Consider the following 18,457-nt stretch of genomic DNA (forward strand, 5'->3'; position numbering starts at 1 on the left):
CTACTTGACTATATGAGTAGTGTTGTAGTATAGTAATACACCTAAGGCAAGAGCAGGTGTATCATGAACCAAACCAAACAAAACATCCTGGTGGTAACCATCTTATTTCTGTCGTTATTAACGACCGTGATGTTGGGTTATGCCATCACCCCGTCCAATGATTCAGGGGCAGCAGAACCACCGGCCATCAAGACCAACTTCAAGGCCGCCAAACAACCCCAAAAGAGCCAAATGACCCTTCACTTACTGTTACCCAAATTGGTGAAATAAAATGAGCTTCCAGTGGAACGACAAGGAACCCATCTATTTACAATTGAAGGACCAAATCAAAGACATGATATTGTCAGGCGACATCCGCGAGGGTGACGCCCTGCCATCGGTCAGACAGGTGGCGATTGATTACAAAGTCAATCCCATCACTGTCTCCAAATCCTATCAGATATTGGTGGACGAAGAATTGGTCGAAAAAAGACGCGGCTTGGGCATGTTTGTGCAGTCCGGTGCGGCACAAAAATTACAGGTCAATGAAAATGAACAGTTTATCAAAGAAGATTGGCCTAAAATACTGAATCGAATTCAAACCCTGAATTTGGACACCGAACAATTAATCAACTCGTTAAAGGCAATTGGGAGTAATCAATGAGTCACATCTTAAGCGCACAGAATGTCAACAAGAAGTATGGCAATTTCCAAGCATTGAAAAATGTCAACATCGACATCAGCAAAGGCAAAATCGTCGGTTTGATCGGTCCCAATGGCGCCGGTAAAACCACCTTATTGAAATCTGTACTGGGACTGGATTCTTGTGATGGCGAGTTGAAAGTTTTGGGCATTGATCCCTACAAAAAACGCGCTGATTTGATGAAAGAAATCTGTTTCATTGCCGATGTGGCGGTGTTACCGAAATGGATCAAGGTGTCACAACTGCTGCAATTCACCGAACAAACCCATCCCAATTTCGATGTGGAGCAAGCCAAATATTTCTTGACCAAGACCAAGATCAAGATGAATCACAAGGTCAAAGAACTGTCCAAAGGCATGACTGCGCAACTGCACCTGGCCTTGGTCATGTCGATTGACGCCAAACTGTTGGTGTTGGATGAGCCCACTTTGGGCTTGGACATTTTGTTCAGGAAGCAGTTTTACGACAATTTGTTGAATGACTACTTCGACAATGAACGCACCATCATCATCACCACCCACCAAGTCGAAGAAATCGAACACATCCTGACCGATGTGGTGTTCATCAGAGAAGGCGAAATCGTGTTGAACGCCAACATGGATGAACTGACCAATTCTTATTTTGAAGTGATGGTCAATCAAGACCATTATGAGGAAGCCATGAAACACAAACCCTTGACCATGCGCAAAGTTTTTGGCAAGTACATCATGTTGTTTCATTCCCATTCCCGTGACGTGATTGAAACCTTGGGCGAAGTGCAACGGCCTTCGGTGTCTGATTTATTTGTGGCCCTGATGCAAGAGGAGGAACAAGCATGAAAACGTTCAAGGCATTGTTGATCAGAGAATACTGGGAGCACCGCGGTGCTTTTTTGAAAACCCCGTTGATCATTGGGGCGGTGTTTACCGTGATTTTGTTGCTCGGTTATTTGACCACCGATCGTTTTGATCTCAAACTGAATTCAGGTCAAGCGGTTGAGTTCGGTGTCAAAGCCTTGGAAAACATGGATCCGGCCAAGATCCAAGCCGGCATCGACATTTTCATGTTGTCCACCGAATCGCTGTATCATTTCGTGCTGTTCATCATCATCTTTTTCTTCCTGTTGGGCAGTTTGTATGATGACCGCAAAGACGGCAGCATCCTGTTTTGGAAATCGCTACCAGTTTCTGACACCCAAACGGTGCTGTCCAAACTGGTGACCGCCACAGTGGTGGCACCGCTGATTTTTACCGCCGGTTTGATCGTCAGTCACCTGGTGTTCTTTTTGCTCACCAGCATCCTGCTGTTATTGCATGGGGCGAATCCGTTCACCATATTGTGGTCCAACATCAACTACTTCACCAACTGGGGCGCCTTCCTGGTGGGCTGTCTGGCGCAGGCAGTATGGGCTTTGCCGGTCTATGGTTGGTTGTTGTTTTCATCCTCATTTTCCAAACGCCGACCGTTCTTGCTGGCGGTGTTTGCGCCGATGCTGGCTGGCTTTGCGTGGTACTGGTACAACGCCCTGGTCAACCTGGATGTGATTCGAATCGGGGTCTTCAAAACCATTGGTTTGTTGATGGCCAAAGGCCTGCAACCATTCACTTCGGGTCTGGGCTTCACCGTGGAAGAGATTGATTTTGATCCGTCGGAACGCACCGGCATGGAATTGATTCAATCCATGCTCAGTGGCTTGACCAACCCATCGGTGTATTACGGCCTGATTTTTGCCGTGGTCGCGGTGGCCTTGGCGATCTACGTCAGGCGCTTCAGAAACGCCACCTAAAGACTTCGGCACAGTCCGCCAAGAGGCTTCTTATTACAGGGCCTCTTTGTTACAATGTGACCCAATTTGAACGGCCTTGATTTTTGACGGGCCGTTTGCTTTTGGGAACCCTATGGCCAATTACCTCAAACTGTTTCAACTGCCAGATGCCTTCACCTTCCACCGCGGTGGACAAATCCATGGCGGCTTGTTGGCTTATGAAACCTGGGGTGAGTTGAATGCCGATCAATCCAATGCCATTTTGATCTTGACCGGCTTGTCGGCCGATTCTCATGCCGCCCGGCATTCGGCCAATGACACCGCCGGTTGGTGGGACTTCATGATAGGTCCGGGTAAAGCCATCGATACCGACCAATGGTTTGTGGTTTGTGCCAGTTCTTTGGGCAGCTGCAAAGGCTCCACCGGGCCCTGTTCACCCAAGCCCCATACCGGAAAGCCTTACCGCTTCGAATTCCCTGATTTGACCCTGGAGGACATCGCCAACAGTTCGGTGTTGTTGTGTCAATCATTGGGCATTGAACAATTACACGCAGTGATCGGTCCTTCCATGGGCGGCATGTCGGCGCTGGCGCTGTTGTTGAATCACCATAACTATTGCCGACACTTGGTACACATCGCCTCGGGCATGGCCTCACCACCCTTCAGCACCGCCATCCGGTCATTGCAACGGGAAGCCATCTTGAAGGATGAAAATTTCAACCAAGGACACTATTCGGCCACCAGTTGGCCGGAAGAGGGCATGAAATTCGCCCGCAAAATCGGCATGCTCTCCTACCGCTCCGCGCTGGAATGGCGTGATCGTTTTCCCCGCTCTCTGAAGCAAGTCCCCGAACACCCTTTTGGCATCGAATTTCCGGTGGAAAGTTACCTGGAACACCATGCCAATCAATTCATTCACCAATTTGACCCGATCAGTTACCTCTATTTGTCCCGGGCGATGGATTGGTTTGATGGTTATCGTTATGCCAAAAATCGGGCTGACAACCCGCTGCAGCACGTCACATTGGACTCGGCCTTGGTGATTGGTGTGACCACCGACTTGTTGTTTCCCACCGATTTACAAGAAAAATTGCATGCCTTGCTGCTGGACATGGGTTGTGACAGTGAATTGGTGATCACCGATTCCATCCAAGGTCACGATGCTTTTTTGGTGGATCAACCGGTGTTCACCCGGCTGGTTGAAGATTACTTGCAAGGAACGCAATAACAATCAAGGGGTGTGGATGTTTTTCATGGCCCGATCCCAATCTCCTTTGACCAAGTTTTCGGTTTCTTTGACACATTTGTCGATGCACCGCTCGATGACCACTTGATCATCCAGTGATGGTTTGCCCAACACCCAAGGGGTGACTTTCGATTTGTGTCCGGGGTGCCCAATGCCGATGCGCAATCGCCGAAAATCTGGGCCCAAACCTGGCATGATGTCGCGCAAGCCGTTGTGGCCGCCATGGCCACCGGTTTTTTTCAGTTTGGCGGTGCCCGCCGGAATGTCCAGTTCATCATAAGCCACCAGAATTTCACTGGCAGGTATGCGGTAGAAATGGGCAAAAGGCAAGACGCTTTGCCCGGAACAATTCATGAAAGTCTGGGGTTTAACCACCCACACTTTGTGGCCTGCCACATTGATCGCCGCCACTTCGGCTTTGAATTTTTTTTCGGTTTTGAAACGCCCACCATGGGCCTCGACCAAGGCATCGGCATACCAAAAACCCGCATTGTGTCGGGTGAGTTGGTATTTTTCGCCTGGGTTGCCCAAGCCTATGATGACTTGCATGATGGATTCAGAAAATGGGGTTGAAGGGAAGCCTGGAGTGGCCTCCCTTCGAAAGACGGGAGTTACTCAGCTGAGTCGTCTTTGGACTGTTCAGTGGCTACCACTTCATTTGGAGCGACGGTCTCTTCTTCGCCTTCGGTTTCAGCAGGCGCCTGACCGATGGCTGAGGTGGTTACCACAACGGCGTCGTGGGCCTCGTCATCACCATGGGTGAAAGCGGTCAAAGTCACGCCTTTGGGCATGGTCAAATCACTCAAGTGCAAGTTATCACCAGCACTGAACTCAGCCACATCCACTTCAATGAATTCTGGCAAGTCTTTGGGGAAACAGGTGATTTCCACTTCGTTCATTTGGTAATCGATCATCACACGAGAAGATTTGCCGGCCGGTGAAGATTCGCCACCCAAGAAGTGCAAAGGCACCGACATGGTGATTTCGTGCTTGTCATCCACACGCATGAAATCCATGTGCATGATGACGTGCTTGGACGGATGTCTTTGCATGTCCTTAACCACCACTTTTTGGGTTTTGCCGCCATCAGCGACAAACTCAATGATGCTGGAGAAGAACGCCTCGTCTTCGATCAAACGCAAGACTTTGTTGTGATTCAGGGTCAAGGTGGTTGGTTGTTTCTCACCGCCATACAAAACCACAGGAACCAAACCTTCGTGACGCAAGCGGCGGCTCGCACCTTTCCCCACGTCTTCACGCAATTTGGCTTCTACTTTAAAAATTGACATAATGTTTTCCTATAATAATACTCATGCCCTTGCGACCAGGGCATCTTTCACCGATTGCTTCAATCGATGTACATCGAGCTGACAGATTCTCTGTTAGCTATGCGCCGAATGGTCTCTCCGAGCATTTCTGCGACAGACAATTGGCGAATCTTTTTACAATCCAAGGCTTCTTGTCTTAATGGGATGGTGTCAGTCACCACCAATTCAGTGAGCCCCGAATTTTCAATGTTCTTGATGGCATCCCCGGATAACACAGGGTGCACACAATAGGCATGGACCTCTTTGGCCTGCCATTCTTTCAATGCCGTCGATGCAGCACACAAAGTCCCGGCGGTGTCGATCATGTCGTCCACCAGGATACAAATTTGACCGGTCACATCGCCGATGATGTTCATCACCTTGGCCATGTTCGGTTTGGGCCGTCGTTTGTCGATGATGGCCAGTTCACAACCCAAGCGTTTGGCAATGGCCCGGGCCCGCACCACGCCACCGATGTCGGGTGACACAATGGTCACATCCTTGCTGTCAAAGCGTTGCCACATGTCAGCCAAAGTCAATGGTGAGGCATACACATTGTCCACCGGGATGTCAAAAAATCCCTGGATTTGATCGGCGTGCAAATCCACCGTCAACACCCGATCCACACCAACCGCAGCGATCATCTTGGCCGCCACTTTGGCGGTGATGGGCACCCGCGAAGAACGCGGTCTGCGGTCTTGTCGGGCATAACCAAAATATGGAATCACGGCAGTGACCGTTTTGGCCGAAGCCCGCTTCAGGGCATCAACCATCACAACCAGTTCCATGAAGTTATCGGCGGTGGGGCGACAGGTGGGTTGAATCAGAAAGATGTCTTGTCCGCGGACGTTGTCTCTGATTTCAACCGAGACTTCGCCATCGCTGAATCGACCGACTTTGGCACGTCCCAAAGGAACGCCTAAGTTATCTGCAATTTTTTGACCCAATGCTGGATTGGCATTGCCCGAAAATAACCTGATTCCCCGGTCGAACATTTGTCAGCCTCAGACATAAGTATGCCCGTGCTGTACACGGGCATCACAATAATATGGCTGGGATGGCAGGACTCGAACCTGCGAATGCCAGGATCAAAACCTGGTGCCTTAGCCACTTGGCGACATCCCAATTCGCAACTCGTTGAATTTCAACGCCTCAGAAACCCAACCAGCTTAACTTTGCCGCAGTATAATCTGCGTCAAAGGCGGCATATTATAACCAGTTCTTTTTTTATTGCAAAGGCAAAAACCCAAAATTTTGAGGTTTTTTCCAGCCCCCAGCCCGACCCAGCAAAACCGCGGCTTTATGCAAACGAATCGGTGTTTGTCATGCCAGCCAAGGGACGCACCAGAATGGCGCGGCAATGCGCGCTGGCCAGCTGACTGGCTTTGGCCGCATCAGCGGCATCGGCAAACACCGCAAACAGCGTTGAACCGGTGCCTGAAAGGCGCACAGGCATGTGGTCTTTGAGTGCTTCATACAAGCGCTTAACCGCCGGTTGCAGTTGCAACACCAAGGGGAAAAAATCATTGATCCAAAACGCCGAATCCTGCAACCAGGCCTCAGGCAATGGCACTTGATCGCGGGTCAAATCGGCATGCCCAAACAAGGCCGCCGTGTTGATCTGACAATCTGGCATCAACAACAGCACATGCGGCGTGTCAAATGACCGCGGTGTGATCACCTCGCCAATGCCGGTCGCCAAGGCACTCTGCCCGCTCACAAAAATGGGCACATCAGCACCCAATTGAGCGGCCAACGACAACAATGCTGGCGGCGACAGTCCACAACGCCAATGTTGATTCAAAAATTTCAAAGTGGTGGCCGCATTCGAGCTCCCGCCACCCAAACCACCCCCCATGGGAATGCGCTTGTCCACCGACACCACCCAATCAGAAGGCACCTGTGCCAATGGGCGCAAGGCGTCTGCCGCAAGGCTGATTAAATTGTTCGCGGCTGCCACTTGCGGCATGCCCTGAACCGTGATTTTCCCATTGCCTGCTTGTTGCTGGCAGTCAAAGGTCATCTGATCACCCCAGTTCAACAACTGGAAACAGGTTTGCAACAAATGGAAGCCATCGTCGCGGCGCCCCACAATCCGCAACATCAAATTGATTTTTGCCGGGCTGAGCAGCTGGGCGGTCACCATTGCCAGTTTCTCACCGCCAACTTGATGGCGTACTCGCCTTTGCGGGCCACCATCTTGTGTGGTAAGGAGCCACCTGGATAAGGTTTGAATTTACTGTACTCAATGCGCCAGCCGGCTTCTTCAATGGTTAAGGCATCTCCTTGCCACTGCACCCTGGCTGCTTGGGTTTGATGGGGTTGGGCCACCACCCAGTGTTTTAATGCCTGCCAAGGCACTTGCCAACCCAATTGTTGACTGATCAACCAACCGGCATCCACAGAATGCAGCTGGTCACCGCCATTGGCGATCAAGGTGGCACCCTGTACCGACTCGATCAATTGCCAGCTTTGGCTGCCCAAAGGCGCTTTGAGTGAGGCATCGATCAGCCCTTGATTGGATTGCCACGTGACCCGACCAGTTCCACCATCCTGACCGTCTGAAAAAGACATTTTGCCATTGAACTGGTAGGCGCTGTGGTGGTCAAGCGACAACAGGTCGACCGCCACAGTGGGCTTGATCTGGGTGGATTTCTGACAAGCCGTCAACAGGATGGTTAACATGAGCACCAGAATTAACTGAGAATACGGGCGGGGAATCACGGACGTCATGGTTGATATGGATTCGGCCTCACGGCGAGGCTTCAAAGGTTGTGCTTGAATTTGATGTATGGCACGGTGCCGCGCAATTGTTCCAAAGAAGCGGAGGTGGTGTTGTCATTGACACTGCGTCGGGCGCCAAATGAGATGGTGCCGTCTTTGGTGAAATGCCAATCCACCTGCAAATCCATGGTGGCTTGTTCAAAGGCATTGTCAGAGGTGCGGTTCATGATGTCAGACTGGAATGTGGCGCCGAATTTTTGGTTGCGAATGCCGAAACCCAAACTGGTGGTGTGCAACTGGTCCTGATAGAGACCGATCAAATCACCACCGACCCGGCCTCGACCCAAATCGAACCCCAGCCGCCAATTCTCACTGATGTTCATCACCGAACTGACACCAAACTGGTAACCCACCAAGTCACTGCCGTTGTGCAAGGAAACCGGTGCGCGGTTGGTGGCAAACAAATCCATCGATTCACTGTCGTCAATCACGTTCAAGCGCAAGGTCAACCAATCGGCAAACTTCATACCCACCACCAACTCGTCGCCGAACAAGCCTTGTTTGTTGGTGGACATCAGATAGCCCCTGTCTTGTTGGCCCAGGAAGTCGAAGCCATTGTCGCTGTCAATCCAGGAACTGTTGAGGGTCCCACCGGGAAGAAATTGGCTGGATTGCAGCGTGCCTGGCATGTTGATGGACTGGGTGTTGGGGGTGCCGGCAATGTCGAAAGGTTTGAAAGGTTGAACCGGTTCAGCGGCGTGGGAATGGGCGCTCAAGAACAACATCATCAATCCTGTTATTTTTATGGTTGTTTTGATCGACACCGTCCGAATCCCCAAAAATTTATCTACGCTTTTCTGACCACTTGAAATGGTTTTGGTTTCAACTGATAATTACCTTAGCAAATAAAATTAAAAAGTTCAAGCAAAATCATAAAGATAAGCCGATTTCTTAAAAATTTGCTTAACCACTGTGAAATGGGTCACAATTCTACCTGCTGGCCTGGGTGTTTTGCCAGTATTTTTTTGCCATTTTCATGGCTTGATCCATCAAGGTATTTTCGGCATATTCACCGTCCATCAAGATCCCGGCAGGTTGCCCCATCAACACCTCCATTGCTTCGGTGATGTAAGACACGGCATGGATGCTGAACAAGCCTTTTTTGCACGCCTCTTGCACGTCAGCCCGCAACATCAGTTCTCCGGCATTGGAGCGGGGAATGATGACCCCTTGCTGGCCGGTCAGACCGCGGTATTGACAGGTGTCGAAAAAGCCTTCGATTTTCTCGTTGACCCCACCAATGGCCTGGACCCGACCATGCTGATCTATGGCACCGGTCATGGCAAAACCCTGGTTGATGGGCACCTGAGTCAAAGCCGAAATCAAACAACAAAACTCAGCTCCTGAAGCCGAGTCGCCATCGATGCCACCGTAACTTTGTTCAAAGGCAATGGAAGCCGAAAACGTCAGTGGATGATCCAGCGGCAACATGTACCGCAACAAACCACCCAAAATCTGAAAACCCTTGGTGTGGATGGAACCGGATTTACCGGCCATGCCCTCAATGTCAATCACCCCAGCCCGGCCAGGACCAATGGTGGTGGTGATGCGCGAAGGAAAGCCATAGACAATGGGACCGGCATGAATCACCGCCAAACCATTGATTTGGCCGATGGTGCCACCCTCGGTTTCCAGGTTGATGGTGCCGTCTTGCAACCGTTCCTGAAATTTTCTGGAGGACAAACCGGCCCGTTTTTTGGTTCTGGCCACCGCGGCATGGACGTGGGCATCGGTCACCACTGAGTCCTTGGCCTTGGCTGCCAGGTAGTTGCCTTCCCGCGCCAAATCGGCAATCCGGGAAAACTTGGCGGTTAACTTATTGTCTTGCGAACAAACCCGGGCCCCGTGTTCAATCAAACGCGCCACGGCAGAGGCTGCAAATGGCATCAGCCCATCTTCTTGGATGATCTTGGCAATGATTGCGGCATAATTTTTGAACCCTTTTTTGTTGCGTTCAATCACCGAATCAAAATCCGCCAACACTTTGAACAGTTCTGGAAAATCTGGATCCTGATTGTCCAAAAAGTAATAGATGTTGGCATCACCAATCAAAATCACCCGCATGTTGACCGGAATCGGCTCGGGTTTCAAAGACGGCTGCCCAAATGGCCAACTCATTTCCGCCGGCACGATCTCCAACAGTTCATTTTTGATGGTCCTGATCAGGGTTTTCCAGGCTCCGGGCTCAGCCAGCACATCACGGGCATCCAGCACCAGATAACCCCCGTCTGCCCGCAACAAGGACCCACCGACAATGCTCATGTGATCGGCCAAAACCGGTCCGTTTTCGCCCCACTTGCTCTCGATGGTGCCCAATAAATTTTGCAAGGACGGTACCCGCTCAACCAGCACCGGGCAATCGGTGCTGTCATCTTGGGCCAACAGCAAGTTCACCGCATAACGCTCGGTGGGGTTGATGTTGCTTTTTTTGTGGTAGAAATACTGATCAATCAAGTCGGTTTTGACGGCCGCCAAGAAATCAAACACCTGTTGGCTGTCGAACACCCCCTTGAATTTGGCCACTTCGGCATCAATCAGGTTGCCAATGTGTTGTTCCAACATGGTTTTGATTTCGCCCATGCCCTGATCACGTATCTCATTGATTTTCCTGCCCAATTCCTCCAGCTTCTTGCTGTATTTCTGCTGCAAATCGAGCAAGGATTTTTGCTGTTCCTCGTTGATTTCACCGGCCGCCACTTTTTGTTGCCAGACATTGGGGTCGATCACCTGTCCATCGAGCATCGGGGCAACAATGGTTTGCTGACCTTGGGGGGTGTTGACATTGATCATGGTCATGCCATTGGCCGCCAATTCTTTTTCGAACGGCTCAGTCAGGGCTTTGATTTGATCTTGCAACTTGTCTTCTGCGGCACTTTTGTCTGCCACCAACGACTCAGACTCCATGGCTTTGGGCAACTCTTCTGCGAAGTACAAACTCAAGGCTTCCATCATGTCTTTGAATCGGTCACCTTGACCGGCGGGCAGGCTGATCAATTTGGGCCGATCGGGCTGGGTGAAGTTCGCCACATAGCAGTGCTCCACTTTGGCTTTGACTTGGGGTTTCACATCGCGCAATATTTTCGACACCATGCTCATGCGTCCGGTGCCGCTGAGTCCCCTGACATACACATTTTGGCCAAAGGCCTGACATTCGATGGCAAACTGCAATGCTTCCAAAGCATCATCCTGACCCACAATCACATCAGTGGGTTTGACGTCTAGGGTGGTTTTGAATCCCAGTGCTTTGGCATCGCATTGCCACCTGACTTCTTGCCATTTAAGCCGCGTGTTTTCGATCATAAATTTACCTGTCCTGTGTTGATTGCTTGGCCTGAAAAACCGGCGGGTTGATCCAGGTTCCGACGTGGTCTGATGTGGACCACTTATAACATTGAAACATATTAAACGATAAAACTTGCAACATGCTTCCTTTTTCCCTAAAGTTTGCCTTTTTTAACCGCAAAATCAGGTGAAATTTTGAGTTCTTGGGTGGTGTTGAAGTTCGGTGGCACATCGGTTTCCAGCGTGGAAAAGTGGCAAACCATCGCCGCGATCGTACAACAAAAAATCCAACAAGGACAGCGGGTGTTGTTGGTACATTCGGCGGCTTCTGGGATCACCAACCTGTTGACCGAAAAAACCACCGCCAACCGCTCCATCCAACAAGCCGTGACCGAAGTCTTGACCACATTGGCAGCGCAATTGGGCGTGGACCCACAGCAGCTGGAACCGTCTTTGGACTTGTTGAGATCTTTGGATGACCGGGATCATTTGGACACCTGGGAACAAGCCCAACTGCTGTCCATGGGGGAACAGTGTACCCATGTGTTGGCCATGGCCTATTTGCAGCAACACCTTGACATCCAAAGCCTCAATCCCAAAGACTGGTTGATCAGTTCGGATCACGACAAACGCGCCACCGACGCCCAAATCCTCACCGCCAAATGCGACATCAAGCCTGATCCCGCCAAACAACAAAGCTTGACCGGTGCTTGTTATGCCATGCCAGGTTTCATGGCCGGTGACTCACAAGGCCGCACGGTGCTGTTGGGTCGTGGTGGGTCTGACACTTCGGCGGCTTACATGGCGGTGTTGTTGGGCGCCAGTCAATTGGAAATCTGGACCGATGTGCATGGCATTTTTTCGGCCAACCCCCACAGCATTCCCAATGCCCGCTTGTTGCTGAATTTGAGTTATCAGGAAGCCCGTGAAATCGCCGCCAGTGGTGGCAAAGTCTTGCACCCCCGCTGCATTTTGCCGGTGGAACAACACGGCATTCCGCTGCTGATTAAAAACACCAATGAGCCGGCGGCCATTGGCACCGTGCTGGCTGCCGCGCACACCCCCAAAAAACCCCGGGTCTCGGCCATCAACAACCGCCACCAAATCACCCTGGTGTCGATGGAGTCGATCAACATGTGGCATCAGGCGGGCTTCATGGGCGATGTGTTCAACATTTACAAACAATTGGGCTTGTCGATTGATTTGGTGTCCACCGCCCAAACCAACATCACCATATCGTTGGACAACATCGACAACGTAATCACCGATGCGGTGTTGCGTGAATTGAAACAAGCCTTGTCGCCTTTGTGTGAAGTTGAGGTCTTTCGCAATTGTTCAGCAGTGACGCTGGTGGGCTATCGCATCCGCGCGCTGGCCGATAAAATCGCGCCGGTGTTGTCAACTTTTGCCGATCAACGCATTTACATCACCACCCAATCTTCCAACGACTTGAATCAGACCTTCGTGGTGGATGAAGACCAAGCCGACAAACTGGCCCGGGCTTTGCATGAGGTGTTGATCATAGAAGACAAGGAGCTGGATGATTTTGGCCCCACTTGGGCTGAGTTGATCCACAATCAGACCAGCAAATCCGAGCGCATTCCAGCCTGGTGGCAGGATCACCGGGAGTCCTTGTTGGACCTGTCCCGAGACCATGCACCTTGCTACGTGTATCATTTGCCAACGATCCAACACCAGATTGAACAACTGCAAAAAATCACTGCAGTGGACCGGTTTTACTATGCCAGTAAGGCCAACTCCCACCCCGCCATCTTGGCCCACATGCAAGCCCATGGGGTGAACCTGGAAACCGTTTCACCGCAAGAAATCAACCAGGTGGAACAAGCCTGTCCTGGCATCGCAGCCGCCGACATATTGTTCACACCCAATTTCGCCCCCCTCAAAGAATACCAAGCGGCCTTGGCCAAAGGCGTGCAGGTGACCATCGACAACCCCAGCCTGCTGTTTGATTACCCCGAGGTGTTTCGAGGCCACGCGGTGATCTTGCGGCTGGATCCTGGCCATGGCAGCGGTCACCACCGGTATGTCCGCACCGCCGGCACCCATTCCAAGTTTGGCATCCCTGCCAGCGAAGTCGAGCCCGTGGCCAAGTGGTGTCAGCAACATGACATCGAAGTCAAAGGGCTGCATGCCCACGCCGGCAGTGGTATTTTGGATCACAACAACTGGTCCCGCATCGCCGAATACCTCGGCAGTTGTCTGGAATTGTTCCCAGCGGCGAAGATCATCAATGTCGGCGGCGGCCTCGGCATCCGCGAAAATCCCGGTGATTTTGGGCTTGATTTGGCGCAACTGAACCACGCCTTGACGGCTTTCAAACAACAACACCATGGCATCGAATTGTGGATGGAGCCGGGGCGCTTTTTGGTGGCCCATTGTGGGGTGTTATTGGCCCGCGTCACCCAGACCAAATGGAAAGGCAGGCAAGGTTACATTGGCATCGAAACCGGGATGAATTCACTGATCAGACCGGCTTTGTATGGTGCCTGGCACAACATCGTCAACCTCAGCCAACTGGATCAAGCCACTGAATACACGGCCAACGTCGTGGGACCGATGTGTGAAACCGGTGATGTGCTGGGCGTTGACCGCAAAATGCCATTGACCCAAGTGGATGACGTGTTGTTGATTGCCAACACCGGCGCCTATGGGGCCGTCATGGCCTCCCGCTATAACTTGCGTGAACCGGCCCAAGAAATCATTTTCCCCGATTGACCCCAACCGCATCGATGCTGGGGTCGACACCAGCGCGGCCCTGATCCAGCAAGGAAGCGGTTTTTTGTTTGCATTTGTACGAAAATACAGGTATATTGATCAAGCTTACTACTAACTATATCGTACGGAGAACATCATGAAAAAAATATTGATCCTGTTTGCTTTTGTTTTGTTGGTCGCTTGTGGATCCAATCCCAACAAAGTGGCCGCCATCAAAGTCGGGGATGAGTTGTACAAACCTGACAATGCGGCAGCCATGGCGATAGACACGGGCAACAAAGATGAAATTGTGTGTAAACGCCGCATCGTGACTGGCTCTCACCGCAAACAAAAAGCCTGCACCACCCGCACCGAGATGGAGCGAGAGCGCGTGGCGGCCCAGGAGCGCATCACCAACAACGACACCATGAATGTGCGAAAAGACACTGCCAGTAAAGGCGGTAACTGAACCGTCAACCGACCTAGAATCAGGGACGATTCTTACCGGGTGGGTCATCCCCCTCTGCAATTCCACACATTTTTCACCACCGCCACCGTATTCTGCAGATAGGCAGTGACTTAAACCGTCACATCCAGCGCCGCAGATCATGACCCGTTCTGCCATTCGCGCTAGAATGGGTCCATCACACAGAGACTGAGCATGATCACACTGTACACGGCGGCCACCCCCAATGGCTGGAAAATTTCGGTGATGCTGGAAGAAATGGGTGTCGAATACCAAGTCCATCCAGTCAATTTCGCTGAACATGAACAAAAGGGCAGCGCTTACTTGGCACTGAATCCCAATGGACGCATCCCCACCATTGTGGATCACGAAGCCGATGATTTTGTGGTGTTTGAAAGCGGCGCCATCATGGTGTATCTGGCAGAGAAACACCAGCAATTGATGCCCGCCGACGCCCGCGGTCGTTCCGAAGTTTTGCAGTGGCTGATGTTTCAAATGTCAGGTGTGGGGCCGATGATGGGTCAGGCCAATGTGTTTTATCGCTATTTCCCTGAAAAGATTCCAACCGCCATTGAGCGCTATCAAAACGAAGTCAAACGCCTGTTTGGGGTCCTGGACCAGCGCTTAGAACACCACCCATACTTGGCGGGTGATTATTCGATTGCCGACATCGCCCATTGGTGCTGGGTACACACCCACAATTGGTCGGGGGTCGAGCTGGCGCCCTTTACACACTTAAAACGCTGGAATGACCAAATCGGTCAACGTCCTGCCGTGCAACGGGGCATCAACATCCCTGGCAAAGCCAGCAAAGCCGACATCAAAAAAGCCGGCCAACAACTCATCAAATAACCCAACGGAAACCACCATGAAAACGACCACCTTGATCTTTTGCACATTGTTCACCCTCACCGCCCAAGCCCAACCGGTGCCTGACTCACCGCCCAAAGACCATGAATTGAAATTGGGTCTGGCAGCGGTCACCAGTGGCTCCATCTACCGCGGTGGCAGCAGCCAATCCCGCATCTTTCCAGCCATCGACTACCAATACAAGCGGTTTTACTTCCAAGCCGGGGATCTGGGATTCAACCTGGTGGACGAAGAAAAATGGGAAGTGGACTTTGGTTTTGGTGTCAATCTGGTTGGTGACGTGGATCGCGGTGACAGCCGTTTGTTGCGCAACTTACCTGACTTGAGCTTTCCTGTGAATGCCTTTGTCTCGGCCCAATACAAAAGCAAAATCGGCTTGTTTAAGGTCAAACACAACCATGAAATCAACAACAAACACAACGGCCATTCAACCAGTTTCAGTTACTCGGCACCAATCTTTCATGGTCGCTGGCTGATCATGCCCCAGCTGTCTTACGAACTTCACAGCGAAGAAGTGGTGAATTACTTTTTTGGGGTCAGTCCGACTGATGCCACCGCAGACTATGGGGCTTATCAAGCAGACGCAGGGCATGCCTATCAATTGAGTGTGCTGGCCTTGTATGAAATCACTGAGCGATGGTCGTTTGTTGGCAACCTGCAAAATGAATTCTACAGCGATGAAATCAGTGACAGCACCCTCGTTGATGACGACCAAAGGTTGTCGGTGTTTGCTGGTTTTCTGTACACTTTTTTCTGAGACCAAGCAGCCGCATCAATCCTGCACCAACAGCGTGTTCAACGCCTGTTTGATACCGGCCTGAGCGGCCTTACTCAATGCCTGCCCCTGGTGGGACAACCAAAACACATCTTCGGCGCGGTGCCCGAACGTGGCAATTTTGGCGGCATGAATGTCCACCTGTTGGTCAACGAATACGCGGGTGATGTTGACCAACAATCCGGCGTGGTCTGAACAACGAATTTCAAAGCGGGTTTCCTGGTCATGGCGCCCCTGATTGAAGGTCATTTGTGGCGCTTGTTGGAACAATTTTTGTCGCCGACTGGCCACCCATTCACGCGACTTGGTGGGCTGGTCCGCAGAATTCAACACCGCCAACAAGGCCTGGTGTAAACGCTGTAATGAGGCCTCATCATACGCCCCCAAACAATGGAAATAATCCAACACATGGCCCTTCTGACCACTGTAAATTCTGGCGTTGGCCACACTGATGTTGTTGCTGGCAAACACCTCCACCACATGGTGGAACAAGCCCGGCTGATCTTTGCCATACAACATCAATTCAAAGCCATCGTCATGCAAGTCGGTGACACAGACGGTCGCCTGGTGGTTGTTTTTGGTGATGGCCTGACTGACTTTGGCGATGTGTTCGGCGGAAAAGTAATCAAAAAACCGGTCTTGGATGTGCTGCCACAATTCAGCCACTTCAGCCCGGTGCTCTGCGGCCAACAGGTCCATGGCCTGATCCTTGGTGGTTTGCACAAAATCAGCCTCATCGGCGGAAAAATATTGGGTGGTGCGCTGGTACAATTCCAACAACAAACTGTCTTTATATGAATTCCACAACTTGGGATCGGTGCCGGCAATGTCAGACACAGTCAACACATACAGGTGATCGAGGTAGTGCTGGGAGCCCACCAATTGGGCAAATTGGGCGATGACTTGGGCGTCACTGATGTCTTGTTTTTGGGCCACCACCGACATGATCAAATGGTACCTGACCAGCCATGCCAACAACTCCCCTTCAGCCTGGGGCAAATTGAATTGTTCTGCAAAAACCGCTGCTTCTTCGGCCCCCAATTCGGCATGATCACCACCACGGCCCTTGGCAATGTCATGAAAAAAACCGGCCAAATTCAGCACATAAGGCGCTTTGATGCGCTGAGCAACTTCGTGTACATGCGGCAAATGGTCGCCTGTCAGGAAATGTTGACGGATGTTGCGCAACACAAACAGGGTGTGCTGATCCACGGTGTACATGTGGAACAAATCGTATTGCATGCGCCCGACGATGCGGCCAAACACCGGTAAATAAGCCCCCAAGATTCCCAGTGCATTCATCAGTTTCAACTGACTGAAGACCAGGTTGCGGTGCTTGAAAATGGCCAAAAATAAAGTCTTGATGTGGGCATCTTGTCGAAATGCATCGTCGATCAAGTACAGGCTTTGGTTGATGTACCGCAGGGTGTTGGCCCGGATGCCGTGAATTTGAGGGTTTTGTTGGTAATGATGAAACACTTCAAACAAAGCAGCCGGTCGGTCAATGAACACCTGTCTTGAACGCACCTCCAGGTAGTGGTTGATGATCTGAAAATCATCATTCAATTGGGTGACTTGTTTGTCTTCATGGTTTTGCAGGATGTTTTCCTTGAACAACTGCAACAAGCGCATGTTCAACTGTTCCAACTGCATGGCATTGCGGTAGTGACTTTGCATGAATTTTTCCACTCCCAAAGATTCGGCATCATCGGCGTATGAAAAAATGCGGGCCAACTCTTTTTGGTGCTCGAACAACAACCGGTCTTCTTTGCGACTGGCCAACAAATGCAGGGCATAACGAATTTTCCACAATTTGCGCATGCCTTTTTGCAGCTGGATGTACTCAGCCGGCAATAAAAAGCCCACATCCACCAGCCCGTGCATCGATTGCACATGGAAATGTCGTTGCGCCACCCAGGTCACCATCTGAATGTCGCGCAAGCCCCCTTGCCCTTCTTTGATATTGGGTTCAAGGTTATAAGCCGTGCCACCACATTTTTCATGGCGGTCTTCCTGTTCTTTGAACTTGGCCTGGAAAAAATCACGTCCTGACCACATGTGGCGGTCATTGGTGCGTGCATACATGTCGTTGTACAAGGCATGTTCGCCCTGCATGAATCGGCTTTCCATCAAATTGGTGGCCACCGTGATGTCCTGGGCCGCGAGGCTCACCGATTCCTCAACAGTGCGCACCGCCGAGCCCACATCCAAACCCAAGTCCCATAAATTTTGAATGAATGTGCTGACCGCCGATTCAGGCAGTTGTGTATGGTGCAAAATCAACAAATCCACATCGGAATGCGGTTGTAAGTCGCCGCGACCAAAACCGCCCACTGCCACCAAGGCCAGCTGCTCCTGATCCAGACCATTGCGGCGCCACATGGCCAACACCAACTGTTCCACCACCCATGCCCGGGTTTTGACCAGGCGAGAGATGTTGTGCCATTGGTAAAATGCTTGATTCAGACGCTCACTGGCTTGCTGATACAGGTTTTTATGAACAGCGACCGGTTGGTCTGCAATGGCCGCCAGTTCATTCAGATTAAAATAATCATCGGCATGGTCTGGCGGTGCCAACAAGGCCAT

At 51.3% G+C, this 18,457-nt stretch carries 17 protein-coding genes and 1 tRNA gene; 9 read left to right on the plus strand and 9 right to left on the minus strand.

Annotated features, from left to right (window positions below):
* Positions 1-63 precede the first annotated feature (63 nt).
* From K7G70_RS16140 to metX, 5 genes are all read left to right on the plus strand, one after another.
* Positions 64-270: a hypothetical protein gene (locus K7G70_RS16140; RefSeq protein WP_223789690.1), complete on the plus strand. Its 207-nt coding sequence runs from the start codon at positions 64-66 to the stop codon at positions 268-270.
* Between the two features lies 1 nt (position 271).
* Complete coding sequence (locus K7G70_RS16145) at positions 272-643, plus strand: GntR family transcriptional regulator (protein WP_223789691.1); 372 nt, start codon at positions 272-274, stop codon at positions 641-643.
* Positions 640-1,500 (plus strand): ABC transporter ATP-binding protein, encoded by an 861-nt coding sequence (locus K7G70_RS16150; protein ID WP_223789692.1) that lies wholly within the window; start codon positions 640-642, stop codon positions 1,498-1,500. The genes K7G70_RS16145 and K7G70_RS16150 overlap by 4 nt, the downstream gene beginning before the upstream one ends.
* Entirely contained in the window at positions 1,497-2,447 is a 951-nt protein-coding gene (locus K7G70_RS16155; RefSeq protein ID WP_223789693.1) for a hypothetical protein, read from the plus strand. The genes K7G70_RS16150 and K7G70_RS16155 overlap by 4 nt, the downstream gene beginning before the upstream one ends.
* A gap of 112 nt (positions 2,448-2,559) precedes the next feature.
* Positions 2,560-3,654, plus strand: coding sequence for a homoserine O-acetyltransferase MetX (gene metX / locus K7G70_RS16160; protein WP_223789694.1), 1,095 nt, complete (start codon positions 2,560-2,562; stop codon positions 3,652-3,654).
* Positions 3,655-3,657: 3 nt separating this feature from the next.
* Here the strand turns inward: metX and pth are convergent, their stop codons facing one another.
* The 8 genes from pth to K7G70_RS16200 all read right to left on the minus strand — a co-directional run bounded on the left by pth (position 3,658) and on the right by K7G70_RS16200 (position 11,063).
* Positions 3,658-4,221 (minus strand): aminoacyl-tRNA hydrolase, encoded by a 564-nt coding sequence (gene pth / locus K7G70_RS16165; RefSeq protein ID WP_223789695.1) that lies wholly within the window; start codon positions 4,219-4,221, stop codon positions 3,658-3,660.
* A 62-nt stretch (positions 4,222-4,283) separates the two neighbouring features.
* Complete coding sequence (locus K7G70_RS16170; RefSeq protein ID WP_223789696.1) at positions 4,284-4,961, minus strand: 50S ribosomal protein L25/general stress protein Ctc; 678 nt, start codon at positions 4,959-4,961, stop codon at positions 4,284-4,286.
* Positions 4,962-5,020: 59 nt separating this feature from the next.
* A complete protein-coding gene (locus tag K7G70_RS16175) occupies positions 5,021-5,974 on the minus strand; it encodes a ribose-phosphate diphosphokinase (RefSeq protein ID WP_223789697.1) in 954 nt (317 codons plus the stop codon).
* Between the two features lie 54 nt (positions 5,975-6,028).
* Positions 6,029-6,104 (minus strand) — tRNA-Gln (locus K7G70_RS16180).
* Between the two features lie 175 nt (positions 6,105-6,279).
* A complete protein-coding gene (gene ispE / locus K7G70_RS16185; RefSeq protein ID WP_223789698.1) occupies positions 6,280-7,125 on the minus strand; it encodes a 4-(cytidine 5'-diphospho)-2-C-methyl-D-erythritol kinase in 846 nt (281 codons plus the stop codon).
* Positions 7,119-7,664, minus strand: a complete 546-nt coding sequence (lolB, locus tag K7G70_RS16190; protein WP_255590462.1) for a lipoprotein insertase outer membrane protein LolB — start codon at positions 7,662-7,664, stop codon at positions 7,119-7,121. Before lolB ends, ispE begins: the two co-directional genes overlap by 7 nt.
* A gap of 80 nt (positions 7,665-7,744) precedes the next feature.
* A complete protein-coding gene (locus K7G70_RS16195) occupies positions 7,745-8,479 on the minus strand; it encodes a hypothetical protein (RefSeq protein ID WP_223789700.1) in 735 nt (244 codons plus the stop codon).
* 214 nt (positions 8,480-8,693) lie between these two features.
* Positions 8,694-11,063 (minus strand): Lon protease family protein, encoded by a 2,370-nt coding sequence (locus K7G70_RS16200; RefSeq protein ID WP_223789701.1) that lies wholly within the window; start codon positions 11,061-11,063, stop codon positions 8,694-8,696.
* Between the two features lie 177 nt (positions 11,064-11,240).
* On the opposite strand from K7G70_RS16200, the gene K7G70_RS16205 reads away from it, so the two are divergent.
* From K7G70_RS16205 to K7G70_RS16220, 4 genes are all read left to right on the plus strand, one after another.
* A complete protein-coding gene (locus K7G70_RS16205; protein WP_223789702.1) occupies positions 11,241-13,781 on the plus strand; it encodes a bifunctional aspartate kinase/diaminopimelate decarboxylase in 2,541 nt (846 codons plus the stop codon).
* A gap of 136 nt (positions 13,782-13,917) precedes the next feature.
* Complete coding sequence (locus K7G70_RS16210; protein ID WP_223789703.1) at positions 13,918-14,229, plus strand: hypothetical protein; 312 nt, start codon at positions 13,918-13,920, stop codon at positions 14,227-14,229.
* 192 nt (positions 14,230-14,421) lie between these two features.
* Positions 14,422-15,078: a glutathione S-transferase family protein gene (locus tag K7G70_RS16215; protein WP_223789704.1), complete on the plus strand. Its 657-nt coding sequence runs from the start codon at positions 14,422-14,424 to the stop codon at positions 15,076-15,078.
* Between the two features lie 16 nt (positions 15,079-15,094).
* Positions 15,095-15,853, plus strand: a complete 759-nt coding sequence (locus K7G70_RS16220; RefSeq protein WP_223789705.1) for a MipA/OmpV family protein — start codon at positions 15,095-15,097, stop codon at positions 15,851-15,853.
* A 15-nt stretch (positions 15,854-15,868) separates the two neighbouring features.
* Here K7G70_RS16220 and glnD read toward each other — a convergent pair whose 3' ends face one another.
* Entirely contained in the window at positions 15,869-18,457 is a 2,589-nt protein-coding gene (glnD, locus tag K7G70_RS16225; protein ID WP_223789706.1) for a [protein-PII] uridylyltransferase, read from the minus strand.

The organism is Marinicella meishanensis (assembly GCF_019931145.1).
Classification (GTDB): domain Bacteria; phylum Pseudomonadota; class Gammaproteobacteria; order Xanthomonadales; family Marinicellaceae; genus Marinicella; species Marinicella meishanensis.

Coding starts and splice junctions, on each gene's coding strand:
- K7G70_RS16140 (WP_223789690.1), top strand. CDS start 64: ATGAACCAAACCAAACAAAACATCCTGGTGGTAACCATCTTATTTCTG.
- K7G70_RS16145 (WP_223789691.1), top strand. CDS start 272: ATGAGCTTCCAGTGGAACGACAAGGAACCCATCTATTTACAATTGAAG.
- K7G70_RS16150 (WP_223789692.1), top strand. CDS start 640: ATGAGTCACATCTTAAGCGCACAGAATGTCAACAAGAAGTATGGCAAT.
- K7G70_RS16155 (WP_223789693.1), top strand. CDS start 1,497: ATGAAAACGTTCAAGGCATTGTTGATCAGAGAATACTGGGAGCACCGC.
- metX (WP_223789694.1), top strand. CDS start 2,560: ATGGCCAATTACCTCAAACTGTTTCAACTGCCAGATGCCTTCACCTTC.
- pth (WP_223789695.1), bottom strand. CDS start 4,221: ATGCAAGTCATCATAGGCTTGGGCAACCCAGGCGAAAAATACCAACTC.
- K7G70_RS16170 (WP_223789696.1), bottom strand. CDS start 4,961: ATGTCAATTTTTAAAGTAGAAGCCAAATTGCGTGAAGACGTGGGGAAA.
- K7G70_RS16175 (WP_223789697.1), bottom strand. CDS start 5,974: ATGTTCGACCGGGGAATCAGGTTATTTTCGGGCAATGCCAATCCAGCA.
- ispE (WP_223789698.1), bottom strand. CDS start 7,125: ATGGTGACCGCCCAGCTGCTCAGCCCGGCAAAAATCAATTTGATGTTG.
- lolB (WP_255590462.1), bottom strand. CDS start 7,664: ATGTTAACCATCCTGTTGACGGCTTGTCAGAAATCCACCCAGATCAAG.
- K7G70_RS16200 (WP_223789701.1), bottom strand. CDS start 11,063: ATGATCGAAAACACGCGGCTTAAATGGCAAGAAGTCAGGTGGCAATGC.
- K7G70_RS16210 (WP_223789703.1), top strand. CDS start 13,918: ATGAAAAAAATATTGATCCTGTTTGCTTTTGTTTTGTTGGTCGCTTGT.
- K7G70_RS16215 (WP_223789704.1), top strand. CDS start 14,422: ATGATCACACTGTACACGGCGGCCACCCCCAATGGCTGGAAAATTTCG.
- K7G70_RS16220 (WP_223789705.1), top strand. CDS start 15,095: ATGAAAACGACCACCTTGATCTTTTGCACATTGTTCACCCTCACCGCC.
- glnD (WP_223789706.1), bottom strand. CDS start 18,457: ATGGCCTTGTTGGCACCGCCAGACCATGCCGATGATTATTTTAATCTG.